The organism is Microbacterium sp. NPDC079176 (assembly GCF_040686675.1).
In the GTDB taxonomy this organism is placed as follows: domain Bacteria; phylum Actinomycetota; class Actinomycetes; order Actinomycetales; family Microbacteriaceae; genus Microbacterium.
Genome location: NZ_JBFBLM010000003.1, coordinates 318782 through 336885, shown reverse-complemented (window position 1 = coordinate 336885; position 18104 = coordinate 318782). Strand labels below are relative to the sequence as shown.

General features: G+C 67.2%; 19 protein-coding genes and 2 tRNA genes. 8 read left to right on the top strand and 13 right to left on the bottom strand.

The window, feature by feature from the left end:
* The first annotated feature begins 8 nt into the window (after positions 1-8).
* The 4 genes from pstC to AB0P11_RS08990 all read left to right on the top strand — a co-directional run bounded on the left by pstC (position 9) and on the right by AB0P11_RS08990 (position 3958).
* Positions 9-977: a phosphate ABC transporter permease subunit PstC gene (gene pstC / locus AB0P11_RS09005; protein WP_053097329.1), complete on the top strand. Its 969-nt coding sequence runs from the start codon at positions 9-11 to the stop codon at positions 975-977.
* Position 978: 1 nt separating this feature from the next.
* Positions 979-2088 carry a phosphate ABC transporter permease PstA gene (pstA, locus tag AB0P11_RS09000; protein ID WP_053097332.1) on the top strand — a complete coding sequence of 370 codons (1110 nt, stop codon included), beginning with the start codon at positions 979-981 and terminating at the stop codon, positions 2086-2088.
* Positions 2089-2125: 37 nt separating this feature from the next.
* Complete coding sequence (gene pstB / locus AB0P11_RS08995) at positions 2126-2905, top strand: phosphate ABC transporter ATP-binding protein PstB (RefSeq protein WP_045254296.1); 780 nt, start codon at positions 2126-2128, stop codon at positions 2903-2905.
* Between the two features lie 603 nt (positions 2906-3508).
* Positions 3509-3958: a DUF559 domain-containing protein gene (locus tag AB0P11_RS08990; protein ID WP_363521367.1), complete on the top strand. Its 450-nt coding sequence runs from the start codon at positions 3509-3511 to the stop codon at positions 3956-3958.
* 145 nt (positions 3959-4103) lie between these two features.
* Here the strand turns inward: AB0P11_RS08990 and AB0P11_RS08985 are convergent, their stop codons facing one another.
* The 4 genes from AB0P11_RS08985 to sigK form a co-directional block, all read right to left on the bottom strand.
* Complete coding sequence (locus AB0P11_RS08985; protein WP_056279875.1) at positions 4104-4988, bottom strand: aminodeoxychorismate lyase; 885 nt, start codon at positions 4986-4988, stop codon at positions 4104-4106.
* A gap of 207 nt (positions 4989-5195) precedes the next feature.
* On the bottom strand, positions 5196-5825 hold the full coding sequence (locus tag AB0P11_RS08980) for a DNA-directed RNA polymerase subunit beta (RefSeq protein ID WP_363521365.1): 630 nt from the start codon (positions 5823-5825) through the stop codon (positions 5196-5198).
* Between the two features lie 28 nt (positions 5826-5853).
* Positions 5854-6663, bottom strand: coding sequence for an anti-sigma factor (locus tag AB0P11_RS08975; RefSeq protein WP_072591616.1), 810 nt, complete (start codon positions 6661-6663; stop codon positions 5854-5856).
* Positions 6660-7259, bottom strand: a complete 600-nt coding sequence (sigK, locus tag AB0P11_RS08970; RefSeq protein ID WP_363521362.1) for an ECF RNA polymerase sigma factor SigK — start codon at positions 7257-7259, stop codon at positions 6660-6662. Before sigK ends, AB0P11_RS08975 begins: the two co-directional genes overlap by 4 nt.
* 223 nt (positions 7260-7482) lie before the next feature.
* Here sigK and AB0P11_RS08965 point away from each other — a divergent pair, with 223 nt between their 5' ends.
* The 3 genes from AB0P11_RS08965 (at position 7483) to AB0P11_RS08955 (ending at position 9006) form a co-directional block, all read left to right on the top strand.
* Complete coding sequence (locus tag AB0P11_RS08965; RefSeq protein ID WP_053097339.1) at positions 7483-8145, top strand: fasciclin domain-containing protein; 663 nt, start codon at positions 7483-7485, stop codon at positions 8143-8145.
* Positions 8146-8276: 131 nt separating this feature from the next.
* Positions 8277-8349 (top strand) — tRNA-Lys (locus AB0P11_RS08960).
* 108 nt (positions 8350-8457) lie between these two features.
* Positions 8458-9006 carry a type 1 glutamine amidotransferase domain-containing protein gene (locus tag AB0P11_RS08955; protein WP_053097341.1) on the top strand — a complete coding sequence of 183 codons (549 nt, stop codon included), beginning with the start codon at positions 8458-8460 and terminating at the stop codon, positions 9004-9006.
* Positions 9007-9029: 23 nt separating this feature from the next.
* On the opposite strand, the gene AB0P11_RS08950 is transcribed toward AB0P11_RS08955, so the two are convergent.
* Complete coding sequence (locus tag AB0P11_RS08950; protein WP_363521358.1) at positions 9030-9551, bottom strand: CGNR zinc finger domain-containing protein; 522 nt, start codon at positions 9549-9551, stop codon at positions 9030-9032.
* 25 nt (positions 9552-9576) lie between these two features.
* Here AB0P11_RS08950 and AB0P11_RS08945 point away from each other — a divergent pair, with 25 nt between their 5' ends.
* Positions 9577-9843 (top strand): hypothetical protein, encoded by a 267-nt coding sequence (locus AB0P11_RS08945; protein WP_363521355.1) that lies wholly within the window; start codon positions 9577-9579, stop codon positions 9841-9843.
* On the opposite strand, the gene AB0P11_RS08940 is transcribed toward AB0P11_RS08945, so the two are convergent.
* The 8 genes from AB0P11_RS08940 to topA form a co-directional block, all read right to left on the bottom strand.
* Positions 9793-10425: a M23 family metallopeptidase gene (locus AB0P11_RS08940; protein WP_187250576.1), complete on the bottom strand. Its 633-nt coding sequence runs from the start codon at positions 10423-10425 to the stop codon at positions 9793-9795. The genes AB0P11_RS08945 and AB0P11_RS08940 overlap by 51 nt on opposite strands.
* Complete coding sequence (locus AB0P11_RS08935; RefSeq protein WP_072591619.1) at positions 10422-10949, bottom strand: DUF1697 domain-containing protein; 528 nt, start codon at positions 10947-10949, stop codon at positions 10422-10424. Before AB0P11_RS08935 ends, AB0P11_RS08940 begins: the two co-directional genes overlap by 4 nt.
* A complete protein-coding gene (locus AB0P11_RS08930) occupies positions 10946-11527 on the bottom strand; it encodes an isochorismatase family protein (RefSeq protein ID WP_056279866.1) in 582 nt (193 codons plus the stop codon). Before AB0P11_RS08930 ends, AB0P11_RS08935 begins: the two co-directional genes overlap by 4 nt.
* Positions 11528-11613: 86 nt before the next feature.
* Positions 11614-11689 (bottom strand) — tRNA-Thr (locus AB0P11_RS08925).
* 51 nt (positions 11690-11740) lie between these two features.
* Complete coding sequence (locus AB0P11_RS08920) at positions 11741-13297, bottom strand: alpha/beta hydrolase (RefSeq protein WP_363521350.1); 1557 nt, start codon at positions 13295-13297, stop codon at positions 11741-11743.
* Positions 13294-14451, bottom strand: a complete 1158-nt coding sequence (locus AB0P11_RS08915; protein WP_363521347.1) for a DNA polymerase III subunit delta' — start codon at positions 14449-14451, stop codon at positions 13294-13296. Before AB0P11_RS08915 ends, AB0P11_RS08920 begins: the two co-directional genes overlap by 4 nt.
* A 111-nt stretch (positions 14452-14562) precedes the next feature.
* Positions 14563-15192, bottom strand: coding sequence for a dTMP kinase (tmk, locus tag AB0P11_RS08910; protein ID WP_363521344.1), 630 nt, complete (start codon positions 15190-15192; stop codon positions 14563-14565).
* Positions 15189-18047, bottom strand: a complete 2859-nt coding sequence (gene topA / locus AB0P11_RS08905) for a type I DNA topoisomerase (RefSeq protein WP_363521341.1) — start codon at positions 18045-18047, stop codon at positions 15189-15191. Before topA ends, tmk begins: the two co-directional genes overlap by 4 nt.
* Positions 18048-18104: the final 57 nt, after the last annotated feature.

The window sequence follows — 18104 nt, the reverse complement described above, 5'->3', positions numbered from 1 at the left end:
TCGCTCCGATGACCACAACCTCAACGGGTCCCGATACCACCCGTTCCACCGGGACGCGCACCGCTCCCCGCCGCCGCGGCGACCTCGTCTTCTCGGGCACCGCGCTGGCGGCGGGAATCATCATCCTCGTCACCCTCGCCGCGGTGGCCGTCTTCCTCATCGTGCAGGCGATCCCCGCACTGTCGTCCGACACCTCCAACAACCACATCCTCGAAGGGCAGTCGTTCCTGTCGTGGGTGTGGCCGTTCGTCTTCGGAACGCTGTGGTCGAGCTTCATCGCCCTCGTCATCGCCGCCCCGATCGCCATCGGCATCGCGCTCTTCATCTCGCACTACGCCCCTCGCCGCCTCGCCGGCGTCCTCGGCTACATCATCGACCTGCTGGCCGCCGTGCCCTCGGTCGTCTTCGGTCTCTGGGGAGCGCTCACCTTCGCGCCGATGCTCGTGCCCTTCTACAAGTGGCTGAACACGAACCTCGGCTTCATCCCGCTCTTCAGCGGAACGCCCTCCGGAACCGGCAAGACGATCCTCACCGCCTCCCTGGTGCTCGCGGTGATGATCCTGCCGATCATGACCGCGATCTGCCGCGAGGTCTTCCTGCAGACGCCCAAGCTTCACGAAGAGGCGGCCCTCGCGCTGGGAGCCACGCGCTGGGAGATGGTCCGGATGGCCGTGCTCCCCTTCGCACGCAGCGGAATGGTGTCGGGCGCGATGCTCGGCCTCGGTCGCGCACTCGGCGAGACGATGGCAGTGACCCTCGTGCTCTCGCCGCTCGGCATCGTCACCTTCAACCTGATCAACCCGGAGAACCCCACGACGATCCCTGCGATCATCGCGCTGCGGTTCCCCGAAGCCCACGACGAAGGCGTCAACACGCTGATCGCCGCGGGTCTGATCCTCTTCATCGTCACCTTCGCGGTCAACTTCGTGGCCCGCTGGATCGTCTCGCGCCGCGCCGAGTTCTCGGGAGCCAACTGACATGACCGCCACTCTCACGCCCTCACCGTCGCCCGCGTCCGTCGTCGCCCCGACGCACATCACCTCGGCCGGCCACCTGCCCAAGTGGGCCCCCTGGGCACTGCTGCTGGTCGCATTCGTCGTGTCGGCGACGATCTTCGCCTTCATGAACGTGGGCAACGACCCCGCCGACTTCAACATCGCGCTGACGCTCGTCGTCGGCCTGCTGTTCTACATGGTGCTCATCATGGTGATCTCCACCGTGGTCGAGAGCCGTCGCCACGCGATCGACCGTCTCATGACGGCGCTGGTCTCCGGCGCCTTCGTGGTCGCGCTCCTGCCCCTGATCTCGCTGCTCTACACCGTGGTCGTCAACGGCCTCATGCGGTTCGACGGAGAGTTCTTCAGCTTCTCGATGCGCAACATCGTCGGCGAGGGCGGCGGCGCGGTGCACGCCATCTGGGGCACGCTGCTCATCACCCTCGGCGCGACGATCATCTCGGTGCCGATCGGCCTGATGACCTCGATCTACCTCGTCGAGTACGGCGAAGGCCGCAAGCTCGCGCGCGGCATCACCTTCCTCGTCGACGTCATGACCGGCATCCCGTCGATCGTCGCCGGTCTCTTCATCTACTCGGTCTTCTCGATCATCGTCGGACCGGGCACGCGAATGGGCATCATGGGTTCGCTCGCGCTCTCGGTGCTGATGATCCCGGTCGTCGTGCGCGGCTCGGAAGAGCTGCTGCGCATCGTGCCGAACGAGCTCCGCGAGGCGGCCTACGCACTCGGCGTGCCGAAGTGGCTCACCATCCTCAAGGTCGTGCTGCCCACCGCGATCGCCGGAATCCTGACGAGCATCATGCTGGCCATCTCCCGAGTGATCGGCGAGACCGCCCCGCTGCTGCTCACCGTCGGAATCGTGCAGGGCATGAACCTGAACATGTTCAGCGGCCAGATGGCCACACTGCCGGTGTTCTCGTACATGCAGGCCAAATACCCCGGCATCCCCGTCGATGCCTACCTCGAGCGGGCCTGGGCAGCCGCCCTCACCCTGATCGTCATCGTGATGGTGCTGAACCTCCTGGCTCGCGTCATCGCCAAGGTGTTCGCCCCCAAGATCAACGGCCGCTGAGCCGTCATACCCGACTGAAGAAGAAGAAGGATTTCACGTGTCCAAGAGCATCGAAGTCAACGACCTCAACGTCTACTACAGCGACTTCCTCGCGGTCGAAGGCGTCAGCATCGACATCAAGCCCAACACAGTCACGGCCTTCATCGGCCCGTCGGGCTGCGGCAAGTCCACGTTCCTGCGCACCCTGAACCGCATGCATGAGGTCATCCCCGGCGCGCGCGTCGAGGGCGAGGTGCTGATCGACGGCAAGAACCTCTACGGCACCGGGGTCGACCCCGTGCTCGTGCGCCGCCAGGTCGGCATGGTCTTCCAGCGCCCGAACCCGTTCCCGACCATGTCGATCAAGGAGAATGTGCTCGCGGGCGTCAAGCTCAACAACACGCGCATGGCCAAGAGCGACCAGGATGCCCTGGTCGAGAAGTCGCTGCGTGGGGCGAACCTCTGGAACGAGGTCAAGGACCGCCTCGACCGCCCGGGCTCCGGCCTGTCCGGCGGTCAGCAGCAGCGTCTCTGCATCGCGCGTGCCATCGCCGTCTCCCCCGACGTGATCCTCATGGACGAGCCCTGCTCGGCGCTCGACCCGATCTCGACCTTCGCGATCGAGGAGCTCATCGCCGAGATCAAGACCCAGTACACGGTCGTCATCGTGACGCACAACATGCAGCAGGCGAGCCGCGTGTCCGACAAGACGGCGTTCTTCAACATCGCGGGCACCGGCAAGCCGGGCAAGCTCATCGAGTACGACGACACCCGCACGATGTTCACCACTCCGTCTGTCCAGGCCACCGAGGACTACGTCTCGGGTCGCTTCGGATAAGCATCCGCCTCAGCTTCGACCGGGCGCCCGTTCTTCGCGGGCACAGCTTCGGAGCTGCTGGTCCGAAACGCCGTGCGACCCTCTGGTCCCACGGCGTTTCGTCGTTTTAGTCCGAATCGGTGCCCGGGGCCAGACCGCGGCACTCATCCTGCAGAGACGAGCCAGGACGAATTGCGTCCACAGATGCCGGCATCATGGTCGAGAACGAGCATCGGGATCGCGGATGCTCCTCTGATGTGCAGCTCATCATCGATCGAGATCTGGACCTGGCGCGACCTTCGGGCGAGAAGCTCACGCCGGGCTCTCGACGCTCGCGTGCGGCGCGGGCAGCTCCGTCGAATCCGACGGGGGGTCTACGCTGCCGACACGGCCTGCGCGAGCGCCGTCGAGGCTGCTGAGCATGGAGGCTCTCTGGGATGCGCCAGCGCAGCACGGCACCTCGGCATCTGGGTTCTCGAGGATCCAGCTCTGCACGTCTGGCTTCGCGCAGACAGACACCATCACCCAGGCGTCAGCCGTGAGTGCACCTGCATCCGTCATTGGGATTCAGGCGCTTCCTCGCGAACGTTCGGGCTCCCTTCGGCACCTCGGATACTGCTGCAGATGCTCCACTGCCGCGGCGGCGAGGCGTTCTTCGTCGCGCTCGAGTCCGCGCGCCGCCTCGGCCTGATCGACGGCGATGGGCTGCGATGGCTGCGGCTGCACGTCGATACCTTTGGACGAGACCTGATCGACTTCTCCCGCGCGGATGCCGACAGCGGCCTGGAGTCACTCGTTCGGCTGCGACTCCGCAAGTACGGATGGTTCGTCCGCTGCCAAGTGCGGTTCGTCGCGAGCGGCATCGTCGATCTCATGATCGATGATTGGCTTCTCATCGAGACGGATGGCAAGACGAATCATGAGAGACAGTCGCATCGACACCGCGATCTCACCCGGGACGCCACGGCCGCCGCGTGGGGGCACGCCACACTTCGGTTCGACTATGCGATGGTCATACATGACTGGGATCTCGTCGAGCGAGCGATTGTCGGAATGATGGCGCTCAGGCCCTGATCATTCTCGGATCAGCGCCCCATTTACGGGCACAACTTCGGATGCCGGTCGACGACGCGCCGATCCGGGTGACTGCGCGCGGCGGGTCGGTCGAGAGCTCCGAAGTTGTGCCCGTAGCGGGCGGTCGGGCCAGGCGCACGGCACCTCAGTCGCGGGGCGAGAGGAGGTAGTCGTTCAGCTCGGCCGTCAGGGCGTGATCGACCGGGATGTCGACTCCGTCGACGGCGGTGATCGGGGCGGCGAGGCGAACGCTCGAGACCAGCCATGCGGCGTCAGCCCGGGGAAGGTCGGATGCCGGCACTCGGCTGTATTCTGCGACGAGTCCCTTCCCGGCCAGGTAGTCGTAGACGCTCAGCTGCGTCGTGCCGTGCAGGATGCCGCCGTTCGGGGCCGGTGTCACGAAGCGATCCCCGACACGCAGGATCAGCGACGCGGTCGGCGCCTCGAGCACGAAGCCGTCACGCGACAGGAAGATGGCGTCGTCGGCTCCTCGTCGATGCGCCTCGCGAAGCGCCGCCATGTTCACGGCGTAGGAGAGCGTCTTGGCGCCCAGCAGCAGCCACGGTGCTTTCTCGGCCACGTCGAGGTCGTATCCGCGGTCGAGGGTGACGACGCGGATTCCCTGCTCCCGCACAGTCGAGAAGTCGGATGCCGGCGCCGCGGTGACCCAGGCCGTCGGCGTGGGGCCGTGCTCGACGCCTCGGCTGAGGATGAGCTTGATGACGTACTCGCCCTGCTCGCAGTGTGCGGCGGCCCGCTCGATCGCCTGGTGCCACTGCGCCTGGTTGGGAAGCGGCAGATCGCACAGCTGCGCCGAGTGAGCCAACCGCTCGAGATGCGGCACGACCTCCTGCGCATGACCGTCGATCACGCCGATCGACTCGAACACTCCGTCGCCGCGCTGCGTGCTCAGCTCCCCCACGCTGAGCGCCGGAGCGGCCGCATCGACGAGAGTGAAAGTCTCTGCGAAGTCGGAACGGTCGACGTCAGCCGCCGCAGGATCGATCATCAGAGCAAAGCGCCGTGTCATGATCCGAGCCTAGGGCCCCGGGAATAGCTGCAGCATGATCTTGTTACAATGGAGTGGCCGGGCCGCATAACCCCGGGCTCCAATTTTTGCCGCTGCGAGCGGCCTTCCGCCGAGAGGCGTTTTTGCGGCCCGGTCTTTTCATGCCCGGGCCAGGGTTGCGCCCGTCGCGAGTCCCGCGAGGGCGCGCACTCACCCGGACGCGTCCGCTCAGGCGAGGGCTCCGGAACGCCACAGCACAGCGGAGGCCGACAGATCCTGCGCATAGCTGCTCAGCCGCAGGGCGCGGGTCGTGAGCTCACTGGCGCGCGACGGCTCGGTCGGCTCGTAATCGTCCGCTGTGTGCGTCGCTCCCGAGGCCTGGACCCGGCAGAACGCCGCCGCTCGCTCGAGGGCGACCGCGAAGTCCCCCCGGAACGCGCCACGGAGGATCGTGTCGATCAGCGCGACGAGCTCATCGGGGTTCGCCGGCACCGGCGCCCCGGCGATCACGGCATCGACCGACGCGAGTTCCACCCTGCCGCGCTCGTACAGCAGGGCAGCGGTCTGCGGGTCGCCGTGGATCGCCAGCTGCAGGATGTAGAGCCGCCAGAGGGCGCCCGGCAGGGTGCGGGACGGTGCCTTCGACCAGAGCTCGGCGATCTCGTCGATGCCGTGCTCATCGGTGAAGGCGACGAGTCTGTCAGCGCTCACACCGCTCTCGTCGGCACGGACACGGGTCAGCAGAGCGGATGCCGTCGCGTGCGCGATGCGCGTCTCCTCGGCGGGATCGTGACTGCCGACGATGTTGTCGAAGGCGCTGGTGGGCCGGCGCACCGGACGGGAGAACTGCTCAGGCATCAGTCCAGGGTACGCGCGATCCGGGAGGTCAGGCTGTCGGAATCACGACGACGGGGTCGGTCGTCGGCAGGCCGGAGGGCGAACCGCCGTCCTGCTCCACCGTGACCGCGATCACGTCGCCCGCCTGCATCTCTCCGGCGAGCACTGCCGTCGCTTCGCCGTCTTCGGCCGCGAACACGCCTGCCGGCACCGGGGTGTCGCCTCGGACATACCAGAGCTCGTAGGTCTCCCCCTCGGCGAGCGACGGGATGCCGTCGGTCACGAGCACGGACTTGCCGAGAGACGCCGACCAGTGCGCGGTCGCCGTGCCACCGCTCTCGAGAGAGACGCTGGCCTGCTGAGCATCATCGGCCGACTGGATGTCCTCGAGAGCGACGACGCTGGCCGGACGGTTGATGTACGTGTTGATCGCGACAGCGCCCGCTCCCACACCGACGAGCAGTGCGAGGCACGCGGCGAGCGCGAAGAGGAAGCGGAGGCGGTGTGCCGGAGCCTTCGGCGCGGCTTCCCCACCGAGAGCGGTCGGAGCGGAGTCCTCCGCAGGCGCGGCATCCGACGTCTCGTCCGCCAGGGCGTCAGGGGTCGAATCGGCGAACACGATGTCGCCGTTCTGCGGTGTCTCCGCGATCCGTGCGAGCAGCGTCGCGCGGATGTCGGGCGACGGAACCACCGGAGCTGCGCCGTCGGCGAGGAATCCTGCGCTGTCGGCATCCGCATCGACGATGCTCTGCCACTCGGGATGCGCTGCGAGAGCGGCGTGATAGCGCTGCTGGTCATCGGGCGACAGCGCGTCGAGTGCCGCTCCTGCCGCGAGTTCTGCGAATTCCTGCTCGTTCATGCCGTCACCCCCATAGCTGTCCTCAGACGCGAGAGCCCATCTCGCATCCGTGTCTTGATCGTCCCCAGCGGTGCCCCGACGAGCACTGCCACTTCGTTTTGACTGTAACCGCCGTAGTAGGCCAGGACGAGAGCTTCGCGCTGAGCCTCAGGAAGGCCCGAGAGTGCGTGAACGACCTTCTCGCCCTCGATGCCCAGCTCCACCGTCTCCGCGACACTGTCGTGCGCGACTCCGATATCCCTGAACCCGGCTCGCACGTCTCGGTCCGCACTGGACTGGGACGCCCGAACCCGGTCGACCGCACGACGGTGCGCGATCGTCATCACCCAGGTTCTTCCCTGTCCCTTGTTCGGAGCGAACTTCGTAGCGGATTGCCAGATCTCCAAGAAGACTTCCTGAAGCACCTCTTCGCTCTGCGAGCGATTGACGAGAACCCTGAGAATGAGGCCGAAGACACGGGACGACAGATTGTCGTAGAGCTCCGCGAACGCGCGCTGGTCACCGTCGCCGATGCGCAGAAGCAGGTCAGCGACAGCATCCCGAGCCGTACCGTCTTCCGGTACGTCCATTCCGTCGATGACCATCTCTACCAGCATGCCGCATCCACCCCGCTTTCCCGTGCAGCCGCCACCCGAAAGTGACGGAAATGAGTCCTCTTAAGTGCGGTTCGTCGAATGATGTTCGCGGCCGACCCCCGGAACGGATTGGATTCGACGACTCGAAAAAAACTTTGCGATTTCTCCCATCCGATCCCGACGGGGCTCCGAACGACTGTCAACGCCACGGAGAGGCCGTGGCAGTGTTCTGAAGGAGCTTGAGATGTTCAGCACCAAGAAGAAGGTCACCGCAGCCATCACCCTCGGCCTTGCGAGCGCATTCCTGCTCTCCGCATGTTCCATGGGCGGCACCACCGAAGAGCCGGCAGAGTCGACGGCCCCCGAGTCGTCCGAGACGATGGCTCCCGAGACCGAGACGATGGACCCGGCCGCCAACCTGGTCGGCCCCGGCTGCGCCGCATACGCAGAGGCTGTGCCGGACGGCGCAGGCTCCGTCGAGGGCATGGCTCTCGACCCGGTCGCCACCGCCGCATCGAACAACCCGCTGCTCACCACGCTGGTGGCGGCAGTCAGCGGACAGCTGAACCCCGACGTCAACCTCGTCGACACGCTCAACGGCGACGAGTTCACCGTCTTCGCTCCGGTCGATGACGCCTTCGCGAAGATCGACCCGGCCACCATCGAGGCTCTCAAGACGGACAGCGCCACGCTGAGCTCGATTCTGACGTACCACGTGATCCCCGGACAGCTGACCCCCGATGAGATCGTCGGAACGCACGCCACCGTGCAGGGTGCAGACGTCGAGGTCACCGGCAGCGGCGACGACCTGATGGTCAACGACGCGACCGTCATCTGCGGTGGAGTCCAGACCGCGAACGCCACCGTGTACCTCGTGGACACGGTTCTGATGCCCCCGGCCGAGTAAGGCCCGGGAACGCCGAGGCGGACACTCGGTAGGCCATCTCACCTCTCGGGGGAGGTCGGTGGGATGGTGCAAGGAGCCGCTGACGACATCGTCGTCAGCGGCTCCTTCTTTGCGCCCTAGACTGGAGGGGCGGGCCTCTAGCTCAGTTGGCAGAGCATCGGACTTTTAATCCGCGGGTCGTGGGTTCGAGCCCCACGGGGCCCACCGTTATCACCGTCGGCCGGATCCGGCCACCCCCTTCACCGCATCCGCGTCCTGCGAGAGAGTCGTGGCGTCCCCATCCGGGACATCCACCCCACGAAAGGACGCATCATGGCGACTCTCACCGACAGCCGAGTGGCATTCCTCGCGACAGACGGATTCGAGGACAGCGAGCTGACCAGTCCGTGGGAAGCGGTGCAGGGCGAGGGCGCGAGCGCCACGCTCATCGCACCGGACGGACAGCAGATCACCGGCAAGAACGGTCACGTGCAGCACGTCGACCTCACCTCCGAGAAGGCCACGGCCGACGAGTTCGACGCTCTCGTGCTTCCGGGCGGTGTCGTGAACGCCGACCACCTGCGGCTCGACAAGGCATCCATCGACCTCGCGCGCTCGTTCTTCGAGCAGCACAAGCCCGTCGCCGTCATCTGCCACGGCGCCTGGATCCTGATCGAGGCCGGCGTGGTCGACGGACGGACGCTGACCAGCTACCCGAGCCTCGCGACCGACCTCCGCAATGCCGGAGCCACCTGGGTCGACGAGGAGGTCGTGGTCGATGCGGGGCTCGTCTCGAGCCGCACGCCCGACGACCTTCCCGCGTTCAACGCGAAGCTGATCGAAGAGGTCGCTGAAGGCAAGCACGCCGAGCAGACCGCGTGATCTGAGCACCGGGCGGTCCGGTGTCAGGCGCCCGCGCGCGCCCGGTGACGCCGGACCGCCGCTCTGTTCGCACAGCGCACCGAGCAGAACCGCTGGCGGCCGTTGCGCGTCACATCGACGACCACGTTCGTGCAGGGCGAGGCCTCGCAGCGCCCGAGTCTATCCATGCCGCGGGTGACCAGGTGCAGCGAGGTTCCGACGGCGAAGATCGCACGGAGGACGTAGGGCAGAGACTGGACGTCGTCGCGGTAGTGCAGGTGCCAGCCTTCGCCGTCGTGGTTCGTGAGGCGAGGGTAGGCCGCTGCTCTGGCCATCTGCGCGTTGAGGATCTGCGCGCGGGCGTCCGGATCCCGTGCGTCGACGATCGTCAACCAGTCGTCGACCACTTCTCTCACGCGTGCGCGGTCGTCCGCCGCGGGTGGGAACGTCATCGTCATCCCCATCTCGAGTGTGCGCTCCTCGATGCCCGGACGGTCGGCGGGGAAGTCGTCGGCGAGGGATGCCGCGAGAAGCACCGCGTATTCTCCGTAAGGGTTGAGATGCATAAGGCCATTACATCACGCTGGAGTCATGACCTCCCTGCACACTCTGCCGATCCCTCACCAGACAGCGAGAATCCACCAGCACGCCTGGACCGCGGACTCCCGGCATCCGACCAGCGAGGGCGTCGTCGTGTACGTCCGCTGCGCTGAGTGCGGCACGCATCGCGTCGATCTCGAGACGCACCCGCAGCGGCCGGCGACGGCCCTCAGCGCCGAGTTCGCCCGGACCCGCCGAGACGAGACTTCAGACCGTGACGATGTCTCCGTCGTGCGGCATCCACGGCTGCTGCCCTGACCGCTGGAAGGCCATCGGGATGCCGCGCGCATCCCGCTCCAGCGTGTCCGACACCTGCAGATGCAGGTGGGGCTCGGTGCTGTTGCCGGAGTTTCCGCAGTCGCCGATCCGATCACCCCGAACGACGAGATCGCCGACCCGCACGGTCACGCTGCCCGCACGCAGGTGCGCCAGCAGTACGAGTCCCCTGTCGCATCTGATGGCGACGTGATTGCCGGCGACAGCCCCCGCGCCCCGACGCACACGCGAGGGCTGTGTGAGGGCGTATCCGAGAAGGGCCCCCATCGAACGACGCGCGACGTGGTCGACCTCGCCGTCATGGACGCGGACGACCTCGCCCGACACCGGCGAGAGGATCGAGCGCCCGAAACCGACGAAACCCTCCGGGCTCTCGGTGCCGAGCAGGCTCCGGATCGTGCGCGGCGCGCTGCGCCCGTCCACGCCCACCGGGACGAAGTCGATCGCATACGAGCTGCCGAACAGCGTCGTGCCGTGGCTCGGAACGCGGGACGCCGGGCTGTTCTGCACCAGCCATCGCCCCGTGAAGGGCAGGGACAGCACCACCGGCTCCGAGGGGGTCATTCCGTCAGCTCGATGAGCTTGCGCACGGTACGCGCATTGCGTGCCGTCCCGGCGACCCCGAGCAGCCTATCGAGCACCGCCTTGGTGAGCTTGGTGGTGTGCACGCCGCCCTCGGCGTAGTCGATCCACAGATCGTCGTCGACGAGCGCTATCCGCTCCCCCGGCACGAGCCGCTCCTGCAGGGCGTCGACCGCACCTGCCGACGCGGGGCCCTCGAGGAACATGGCGTGCAGCAGATTCTCGGATGCCCCGGGGAACGGCTGCTTCGCGTGCGACCGCACGAGCTGGTCGTGCGTGCGATGGACGACGGGCGTATCGACGCCGAACTCGGTCGCGATCATCGCGCGCACGTCGGCGCAGACCGATCGCGGGTCACTCGGCTGCTGGCAGATGATGTTGCCGCTCGCGATGTAGGTCGAGACCTCCCCCAGCTCGGGCGCGATCAGTTCGCGCAGCCGCGCCATCGGCACCCTGTTGCGGCCCGAGACGTTGACGGCTCGCAGGAGCAGGACACTGCGGGTCACGCAGCGTCGCTCGCGATGAGCTCGGCGCCTGCGTGTGCGAGCTCTGCGAGGGCTGCCGTGCTCGGCTCCGGCGCGACACCCGCGATCAGGTCGGTGAGGATCCGGACGCGAACTCCGTGTGCGATCGCATCGAGAGCGGAGGCGCGCACACAGTGGTCTGTGGCGATGCCGACGACGTCGGCCGTGATGACCCCGGCGGCGGTGAGGATCGCTCCGACCGTCTCCCCCGACTCGGTCGCACCCTCGAACATCGAGTATGCCGGGCGACCCTGCCCTTTGTGCACATGGTGCGTGACGGCCTCCGTCACCAGCAGGGGATCGTAATCCGCACCCGGCGTGCCCGCGACGCAGTGCACGGGCCAGGTGTCGACGAAATCCGGAACCTCCCCGAAGTGGCCGCCGTTGTCGCCCTCGGCGTCGTGCCAATCGCGTGAGGCGACGATGACGTCGTACTCCGATGCATGCAGGGCGAGGAAGTCCGATACCGCGGATGCCACGTCGTCGCCGCCCGCCACGGCCAGCGCCCCGCCCTCGGTGAAGTCGTTCTGGACATCGACGATCAGAAGCGCTCTGCTCATGATCCGAGGGTACGCCGCCCCCGCGCGCCCGCCCAACCCCGGGAAACCAAAAGGCCCCGGGATGTTGTTCACATCACGGGGCCTGCTGGAGCCGCTTGTCAGAATCGAACTGACGACCTTTTCATTACGAGTGAAATGCTCTGCCGACTGAGCTAAAGCGGCGCGATCATCGATATTACCCGTTCCGGAGCCGCACCGCGAATCGAGCCGACATCACTCGCAGCGGACGTCGCTCTCGGGCACCACGTCGTCGAGCAGGAAGGCCTCCACAGTGCTGTCGACGCAGCTGCTGCCCTTGTTGTATCCGGTGTGCCCTTCGCCCACGCGGGTGATCAGCACGCCCTCTTCGAGCTGCTGAGCGAGCGACTCGGACCACTCGTACGGGGTCGCCGGGTCATTGGTCGTGCCGACCACGAGGATGGGGCCCGCGCCCTCGGCGTTGATCTCGCCCCGGGTGCCGGTCGGCGGATAAGGCCACACCGAGCAGGAGTCGGGTCCGTTCCAGTACGGAGCGATGGTCGGAGCTCCATCCGCGATCTTCTTCTCGGTCGCCGCCTCGGCGGCAGGATCGTCCTCGACCGGGTAGTCCATGCAGTTGTACGCGCGGAACGCCTCGCTCGAGTTGTCGAGGTACGTGCCGTTCTCGCGACCGTTGTAGAAGTCGGCGAGGAAGAACGCCGTCGTCGGGTCGCCCTGCAGCGCCTCGTCGAGGGCCTGGGTGAGGTACTGCCAGCTGTCCGCCGAGTACAGTGCCGCGATGATGCCGGTCATCAGCGAGTCCGCGCCGAGCATGCGTCCGTCGCCGTTCTCGAGCGGAGCGGCGTCGACACTCGCCAGCAGCGCACCGAGGTCGGCCATCGCCTCGTCGACCGTGCCGGTGAACGGGCACTCCCCCGAGTCGAGGCAGTCCTGCATGTAGGCGCGAAGGGCCGACTCGAATCCGAGCGCCTGGGTCGCGCCGACATCGAGGCCCGAGACGGCAGGGTCGATCGCGCCGTCGAGCACGAGGCGACCCGCCTTGTCGGGGTAGAGGTCGGCGTACGTCGCACCGAGGAAGGTGCCGTACGAGTAGCCCAGGTAGTTGAGCTGCTTGTCGCCCAGCACCGCACGGATCAGATCCATGTCACGCGCCGCGTTGATCGTCGTCACGTACGGCAGGATGCCGCCGCTGTTCGCCTCGCACGCGTCTGCGAACTCCTTGTGCGCATCGAGGAGCTCCGCCTCCCACTCGGCGCTCCCGCGCTTGCCCGCGGGGATCGAGTAGAGGTAGTCGTCCATGCCCGCAGCATCGAAGCACGTCACGGCCGTCGATTCGCCGACGCCGCGGGGATCGAAGCCGATCACGTCGTAGTTCTCGATGAGGGCGGCTCCGACGGCGAAGTCGAGGCTGTCGCGGATGAGTTCGACTCCACTGGCGCCGGGACCGCCCGGGTTGGTCAGCAGCGAGCCCTGAGCCGTTCCCGTCGCCTGGTGGCGCACGACGGAGAGGGTGATCTCTCCCTCCCCCGGGTTCTCCCAGTCGAGCGGCGCGGTCACGTCGGTGCAGTCGAAGCCCGTGCCGCATTCGCTCCAGGTGAGCGTCTGCCCGTAGAACGGCAGCAGGTCGTCGGCGACGCCCTCCGTGTCAGGAGCGTTGGTGGTCGACGGCTTCGGCTCGGCCTGCTCGGGGATCATCGAATACAGACACCCGGAGAGTGCGACCGATGCCGCGGCGAGGCCCGCGATCACAGCGACGGCACGTCGGATGCGGGAAGTCGGTCGATTGTTCACGGTGTCCTCCCGCTCGTGACAGTCACGAGCAAGCTCTCCAGGGCGAGCAGCGGTGCGACATTGCGCTCCAGCGACTGGCGTGTGTCGGCAAGGTGGTCGAGTACGACAAGAGTACGGGTCTCGGGCCAGGCCGCCGCGAGAGCAGCCAGATCCTCACGAAGCTCACGGTTGATCAGCTCGTCGTCCCTGCCGAGCTGCAGCATCACGACGTCACGGAACAGCGACTGGAGATCGGTGAGCACCCTGTCGATCCCGTCGCGCAGACTTCGGGTCGCGCGTTTCTTCTGATCGTCTTCCAGGGCTGAGATCTGCGCTCGCAGGGCGGGCGGGACAGCCTGCCCCTCGGCGATCCCGACGGTGCGGAGCAGGGAGGCGCGCTCGGCCGCATCGCGCTCGGCAGTGAGCGCCTTGGCGTCGTCCGTGGCCGCCTGGATGATGCCCCCGGCGACCTCGACGGCGTCGTTGACACCGCGAACTCCCAGCACCGACCTCAGGGTCTCGTCGCGGCGGCGACGGGCGGATTCGTCGGTGGCCAGACGCTGGGCCATGCCGATGTGACGCTGTGCGTGGCGGGCGGCCTGCTCGGCGATGGCTTCATCAACCCCCGTGCGGAGGGTGATCAGACGTGCCACGTCTGCGACATCGGGCTCACGCAGTCGCAGCGAGCGGACGCGGGAGCGGATCGTCGGCAGCAGGTCGGCTTCGCTCGGTGCGCAGAGGATCCAGACGGTCTGCTCGGGCGGCTCTTCGAGCGCCTTCAGGAGCACGTTGGAGGTTCGCTCGACCATGCGGTCGGCATCTTCGACCACGATCACGCGGTAGCGGCCCGCAGAGGGCGCGAAGTACGAGCGCTCGACGAGCGCACGGGCCTCCGCGATCGTGATGATGACCTTGTCGGTGCGCAGGGCCGTCACATCGGGATGCGTTCCCGCGAGGACCTGACGCATGGCCGCCTCGTCGTCCGGGTGATCCGCGACGAGCGCCGCGGCGAAGGCATGCGCGAGGGTGGATCGTCCCGACCCGGGAGGACCCGTGATCAGCCAGGCGTGCGAGAGCGCGGACGGATCGGATGCGGCGTTGCGCAACGTGTCGACCGCGGCATCCTGCCCCCACACGTCGGCCCACGGGAAAGGTGCGGCGACAGTCTGGGGCATGCCCTCAGCCTAATCGGGAGCACCGACGTACGCGGCACCGCCGGGCGATGTACGTGGCACCGACCGGGTGAAGCCCTGGCCATAACGCGGTCGGGCGCACAGCCGGGCGGATCAGCCGATGAGCCTCGAGACCCGATCGCGGATCTGCTCGGCGATGTTCTCCGGAGTCGCGGCGGCATCGAGAACCAGGAACCGCTCCGGTTCGGCCTGGGCCAGGGCGAGGTACGCGTCGCGGACGCGGGCATGGAACTCTGTCTTCTCGGCTTCGAGCCGGTCGAACGGCTTGTCGGCGGAGTCGAGTCGCACGCGCGCCGACTCGGGATCGAGGTCGAGCAGCACGGTGAGATCGGGAAGCGCTCCCTCGGCTGCCCAGAGCGACAGGTCGCGGATCTCGTCGCCGTCCAACACACGCCCCGCGCCCTGATAGGCGACGGACGAGTCGAGGTAGCGGTCCTGCAGCACGACCTCGCCGCGGGCGAGCGCCGGTCGAACGACGGTCGCGACGTGGTGCGCGCGATCGGCCGCGTAGAGCAGAGCCTCTGCCCGCGGGGCGATGTCGCCGCGATGGTGGAGCACGATGTCGCGGATCAGCTGGCCGACCTCCGACCCACCCGGCTCACGGGTGCGCACGACCGTCCGCCCCGCATCCGTCAGCCACTGCCCGAGCAGGTTCGACTGCGTGGTCTTCCCCGATCCGTCTCCGCCTTCGAGCGTGATCCAGACTCCGGAGTCAGCCGTCACGAACCGGCCTTCTTCGCGGCGTTCGCGGCACGGGTGGCAGCGGCCTTCTTGGCGGCTGCGGACCGAGCGGCTGCCTTCTCCGCATCGGTCGCGGTCGCCTTCTTCGCGGGCGCCTTCTTCGCGGGCGCCTTCTTCGCGGGCGCCTTCTTGGCCGCGGGCTTCTTCGCCGCGGGCTTCTTCGCCGCGGGCTTCTTGGCCGCACCGCGTTTGGGCGCCGGCCCCTTGGCTCGCTTGTCTGCCAGCATCTGCACCGCGGTCTCGAACGTGATGTCCTCGACCTTCTGGCCCCGCGGAATCGTGACGTTGGTCTCACCATCGGTGACGTAGGCGCCGAAGCGTCCGTCGCGGATGCGGATCGGCTTGCCGCTCACGGGATCTGCCTCGAACTCGGCGAGCGCGCTGGATGCTCGGCGCGATCCGGCACCGTACTTCGGCTGCGAATAGATCTCGAGGGCCTTCTCGAGGGTCACATCGAAGATCTGCGATTCGCTCTCGAGCGAGCGCGAGTCGGTGCCCTTCTTCAGGTAGGGCCCGAACCGGCCGTTCTGCGCGGTGATCTCCTCGCCGCTCTCCGGGTCGGCTCCCACGACGCGCGGCAGGCTGAGAAGCTGCAGCGCCGTGTCGAGATCGATCGTGTCGACCGACATCGAACGGAACAGCGAAGCGGTGCGCGGCTTCGGCGCGGCATCCTTCTTCGCCCCACGCTTGGGCTTGGGCGCCTCGACGACCTCGCCGGTGGCCTCGTCGACCGCCGCATCTTCAGAGACGGGGTCGTTCTCCTGAACGTAGGGCCCGAATCGGCCGTCCTTGACGACGACGATCTTGCCGTTGTCCGGGTTCGTGCCGAGCACGCGGTCGCCGGCGACCGGCGCATCGATGAGCTCCTGCGCCTTGGCCTCGGTCAGCTCGTCAGGAGCGAGGTCTTCGGGAACGTTGACGATGCGCGGCTTCTCGTCCGGAGCGTCGGGGTTCGCGACCTCGAGGTAGGGTCCGTACTTGCCGAATCGCAGGGTGGCGGTCTCGGTGATCGGCGTGGAGTTGAGCGCACGTGCGTCGATCTCGCCGAGGTTGTCGACGGTCTGGCGCAGTCCGACGTGCGAATCCGAGCCGTAGTAGAAGGAACGCAACCATTCGACGCGCTTCTGCTCGCCACGGGCGATCGCGTCGAGGTCGTCTTCGAGAGCTGCGGTGAAGTCGTAGTCGATCAGGTCGGCGAAGTGCTCCTCGAGCAGGCGCACGACACTGAAGGCGAGCCACGTCGGCACGAGAGCCTGGCCGCGCTTGGTGGCGTAGCCGCGATCGATCACGGTGCCGATGATGCTCGCGAACGTCGAAGGGCGGCCGATGCCGTGCTCCTCGAGCGCCTTGACGAGCGATGCCTCGGTGAAGCGCGGCTTCGGGGTCGTGCGGTGCCCCTTCGCCTCGGCATCGGACATCCGGAGGTCATCGCCGACGGCGACCGCAGGGAGCGACTGGTTCTCGTCGGCGTCCTTGTCGTTGCGCTTCTCGTCGCGTCCCTCTTCGTATGCCTCGAGGAAGCCCTTGAAGGTGTAGACCGTGCCCGATGCGGTGAACTCGGCCTTCTGCCCGTCGGCGTCGACCGCGATCGTGACGGTCGTGGTCTCGTACTTCGCGTCGGCCATCTGGCTGGCGACGGTGCGCTTCCAGATGAGGTCGTAGAGGCGGTGCTCCTCGCGGTCGAGTTCGGCGGCGACCGACTTCGGGGTGCGGAAGTTCTCACCCGACGGGCGGATGGCCTCGTGCGCCTCCTGGGCGTTCTTGCTCTTCGACTTGTAGACGCGCGGCTTGAGCGGCACGGCGCTGTCGCCGTACAACGCGACGGCCTGGCTGCGAGCGGCCTGCACCGCCTGGGTGCTCAGCGCCACCGAGTCGGTTCGCATATAGGTGATGTAGCCCTTTTCGTAGAGCCGCTGGGCGACGCTCATCGCCTGCTTGGCACTCATGGAGAGCTTTCGTCCGGCCTCCTGCTGCATGGTGGAGGTGGTGAACGGCGCGTATGGGCTGCGGGTGCCGGGCTTGGCCTCGACCTTGGTGACCGTGCCCGTGCCTGCGGCGTCGATCGCCAGCGCGAGGGCCGCCGCCTTCGCCTCGTCGAGGATGATGACGGCCTTCTTGAGCTTGCCGTCGTCGTCGAAGTCGGTGCCTCGGGCGAGCTGACCGCCGTCCACGCGGACCAGACGGACCTTGAATCCGGACGACGAGGACGCGAGCGCCTCGACGTCCCAGTACTCGGCGGACACGAACGCCATGCGCTCGCGCTCACGCTCGACGATCATGCGGGTGGCGGCGGACTGCACTCGGCCGGCAGACAGACCGGTCTTGACCTTGTACCAGAGCACGGGCGAGACATCCCACCCGTACAGTCGGTCGAGGATACGGCGGGTCTCCTGCGCGTCGACCAGGTCGGTGTCGAGCTCACGCGTGTTGCCGATGGCCGCTTGGATCGCGTCCTTGGTGATCTCGTGGAACACCATCCGCTTGACGGGGACCTTGGGCTTCAGCGTCTCGAGCAGGTGCCACGCGATGGCCTCGCCCTCGCGGTCCTCATCAGTGGCGAGCAGAAGCTCGTCGGCAGTCTTGAGCGCCCGCTTGAGTTCGGCGACGGTCTTCGTCTTGCGATCGGAGACCACGTAATAGGGGTCGAAGTCGTTGTCGACGTCGATCGAGTACTTTCCGTACGCCTGCTTGTCCGCGGCGGGGATGTCCTTCTTGTCTGCGAGGTCGCGAATATGGCCGACCGAGCTGAGCACCTCGTAGCCATCGCCGAGGTACCCCTGGATCGACCGCATCTTCGTCGGAGACTCGACGATGACGAGCTTCTTGCCTTCAGCCAAGGGAGCATCCTTTCTTCGAAGCACACCATACACACCGCCGTGATGGGTTGGTCACAG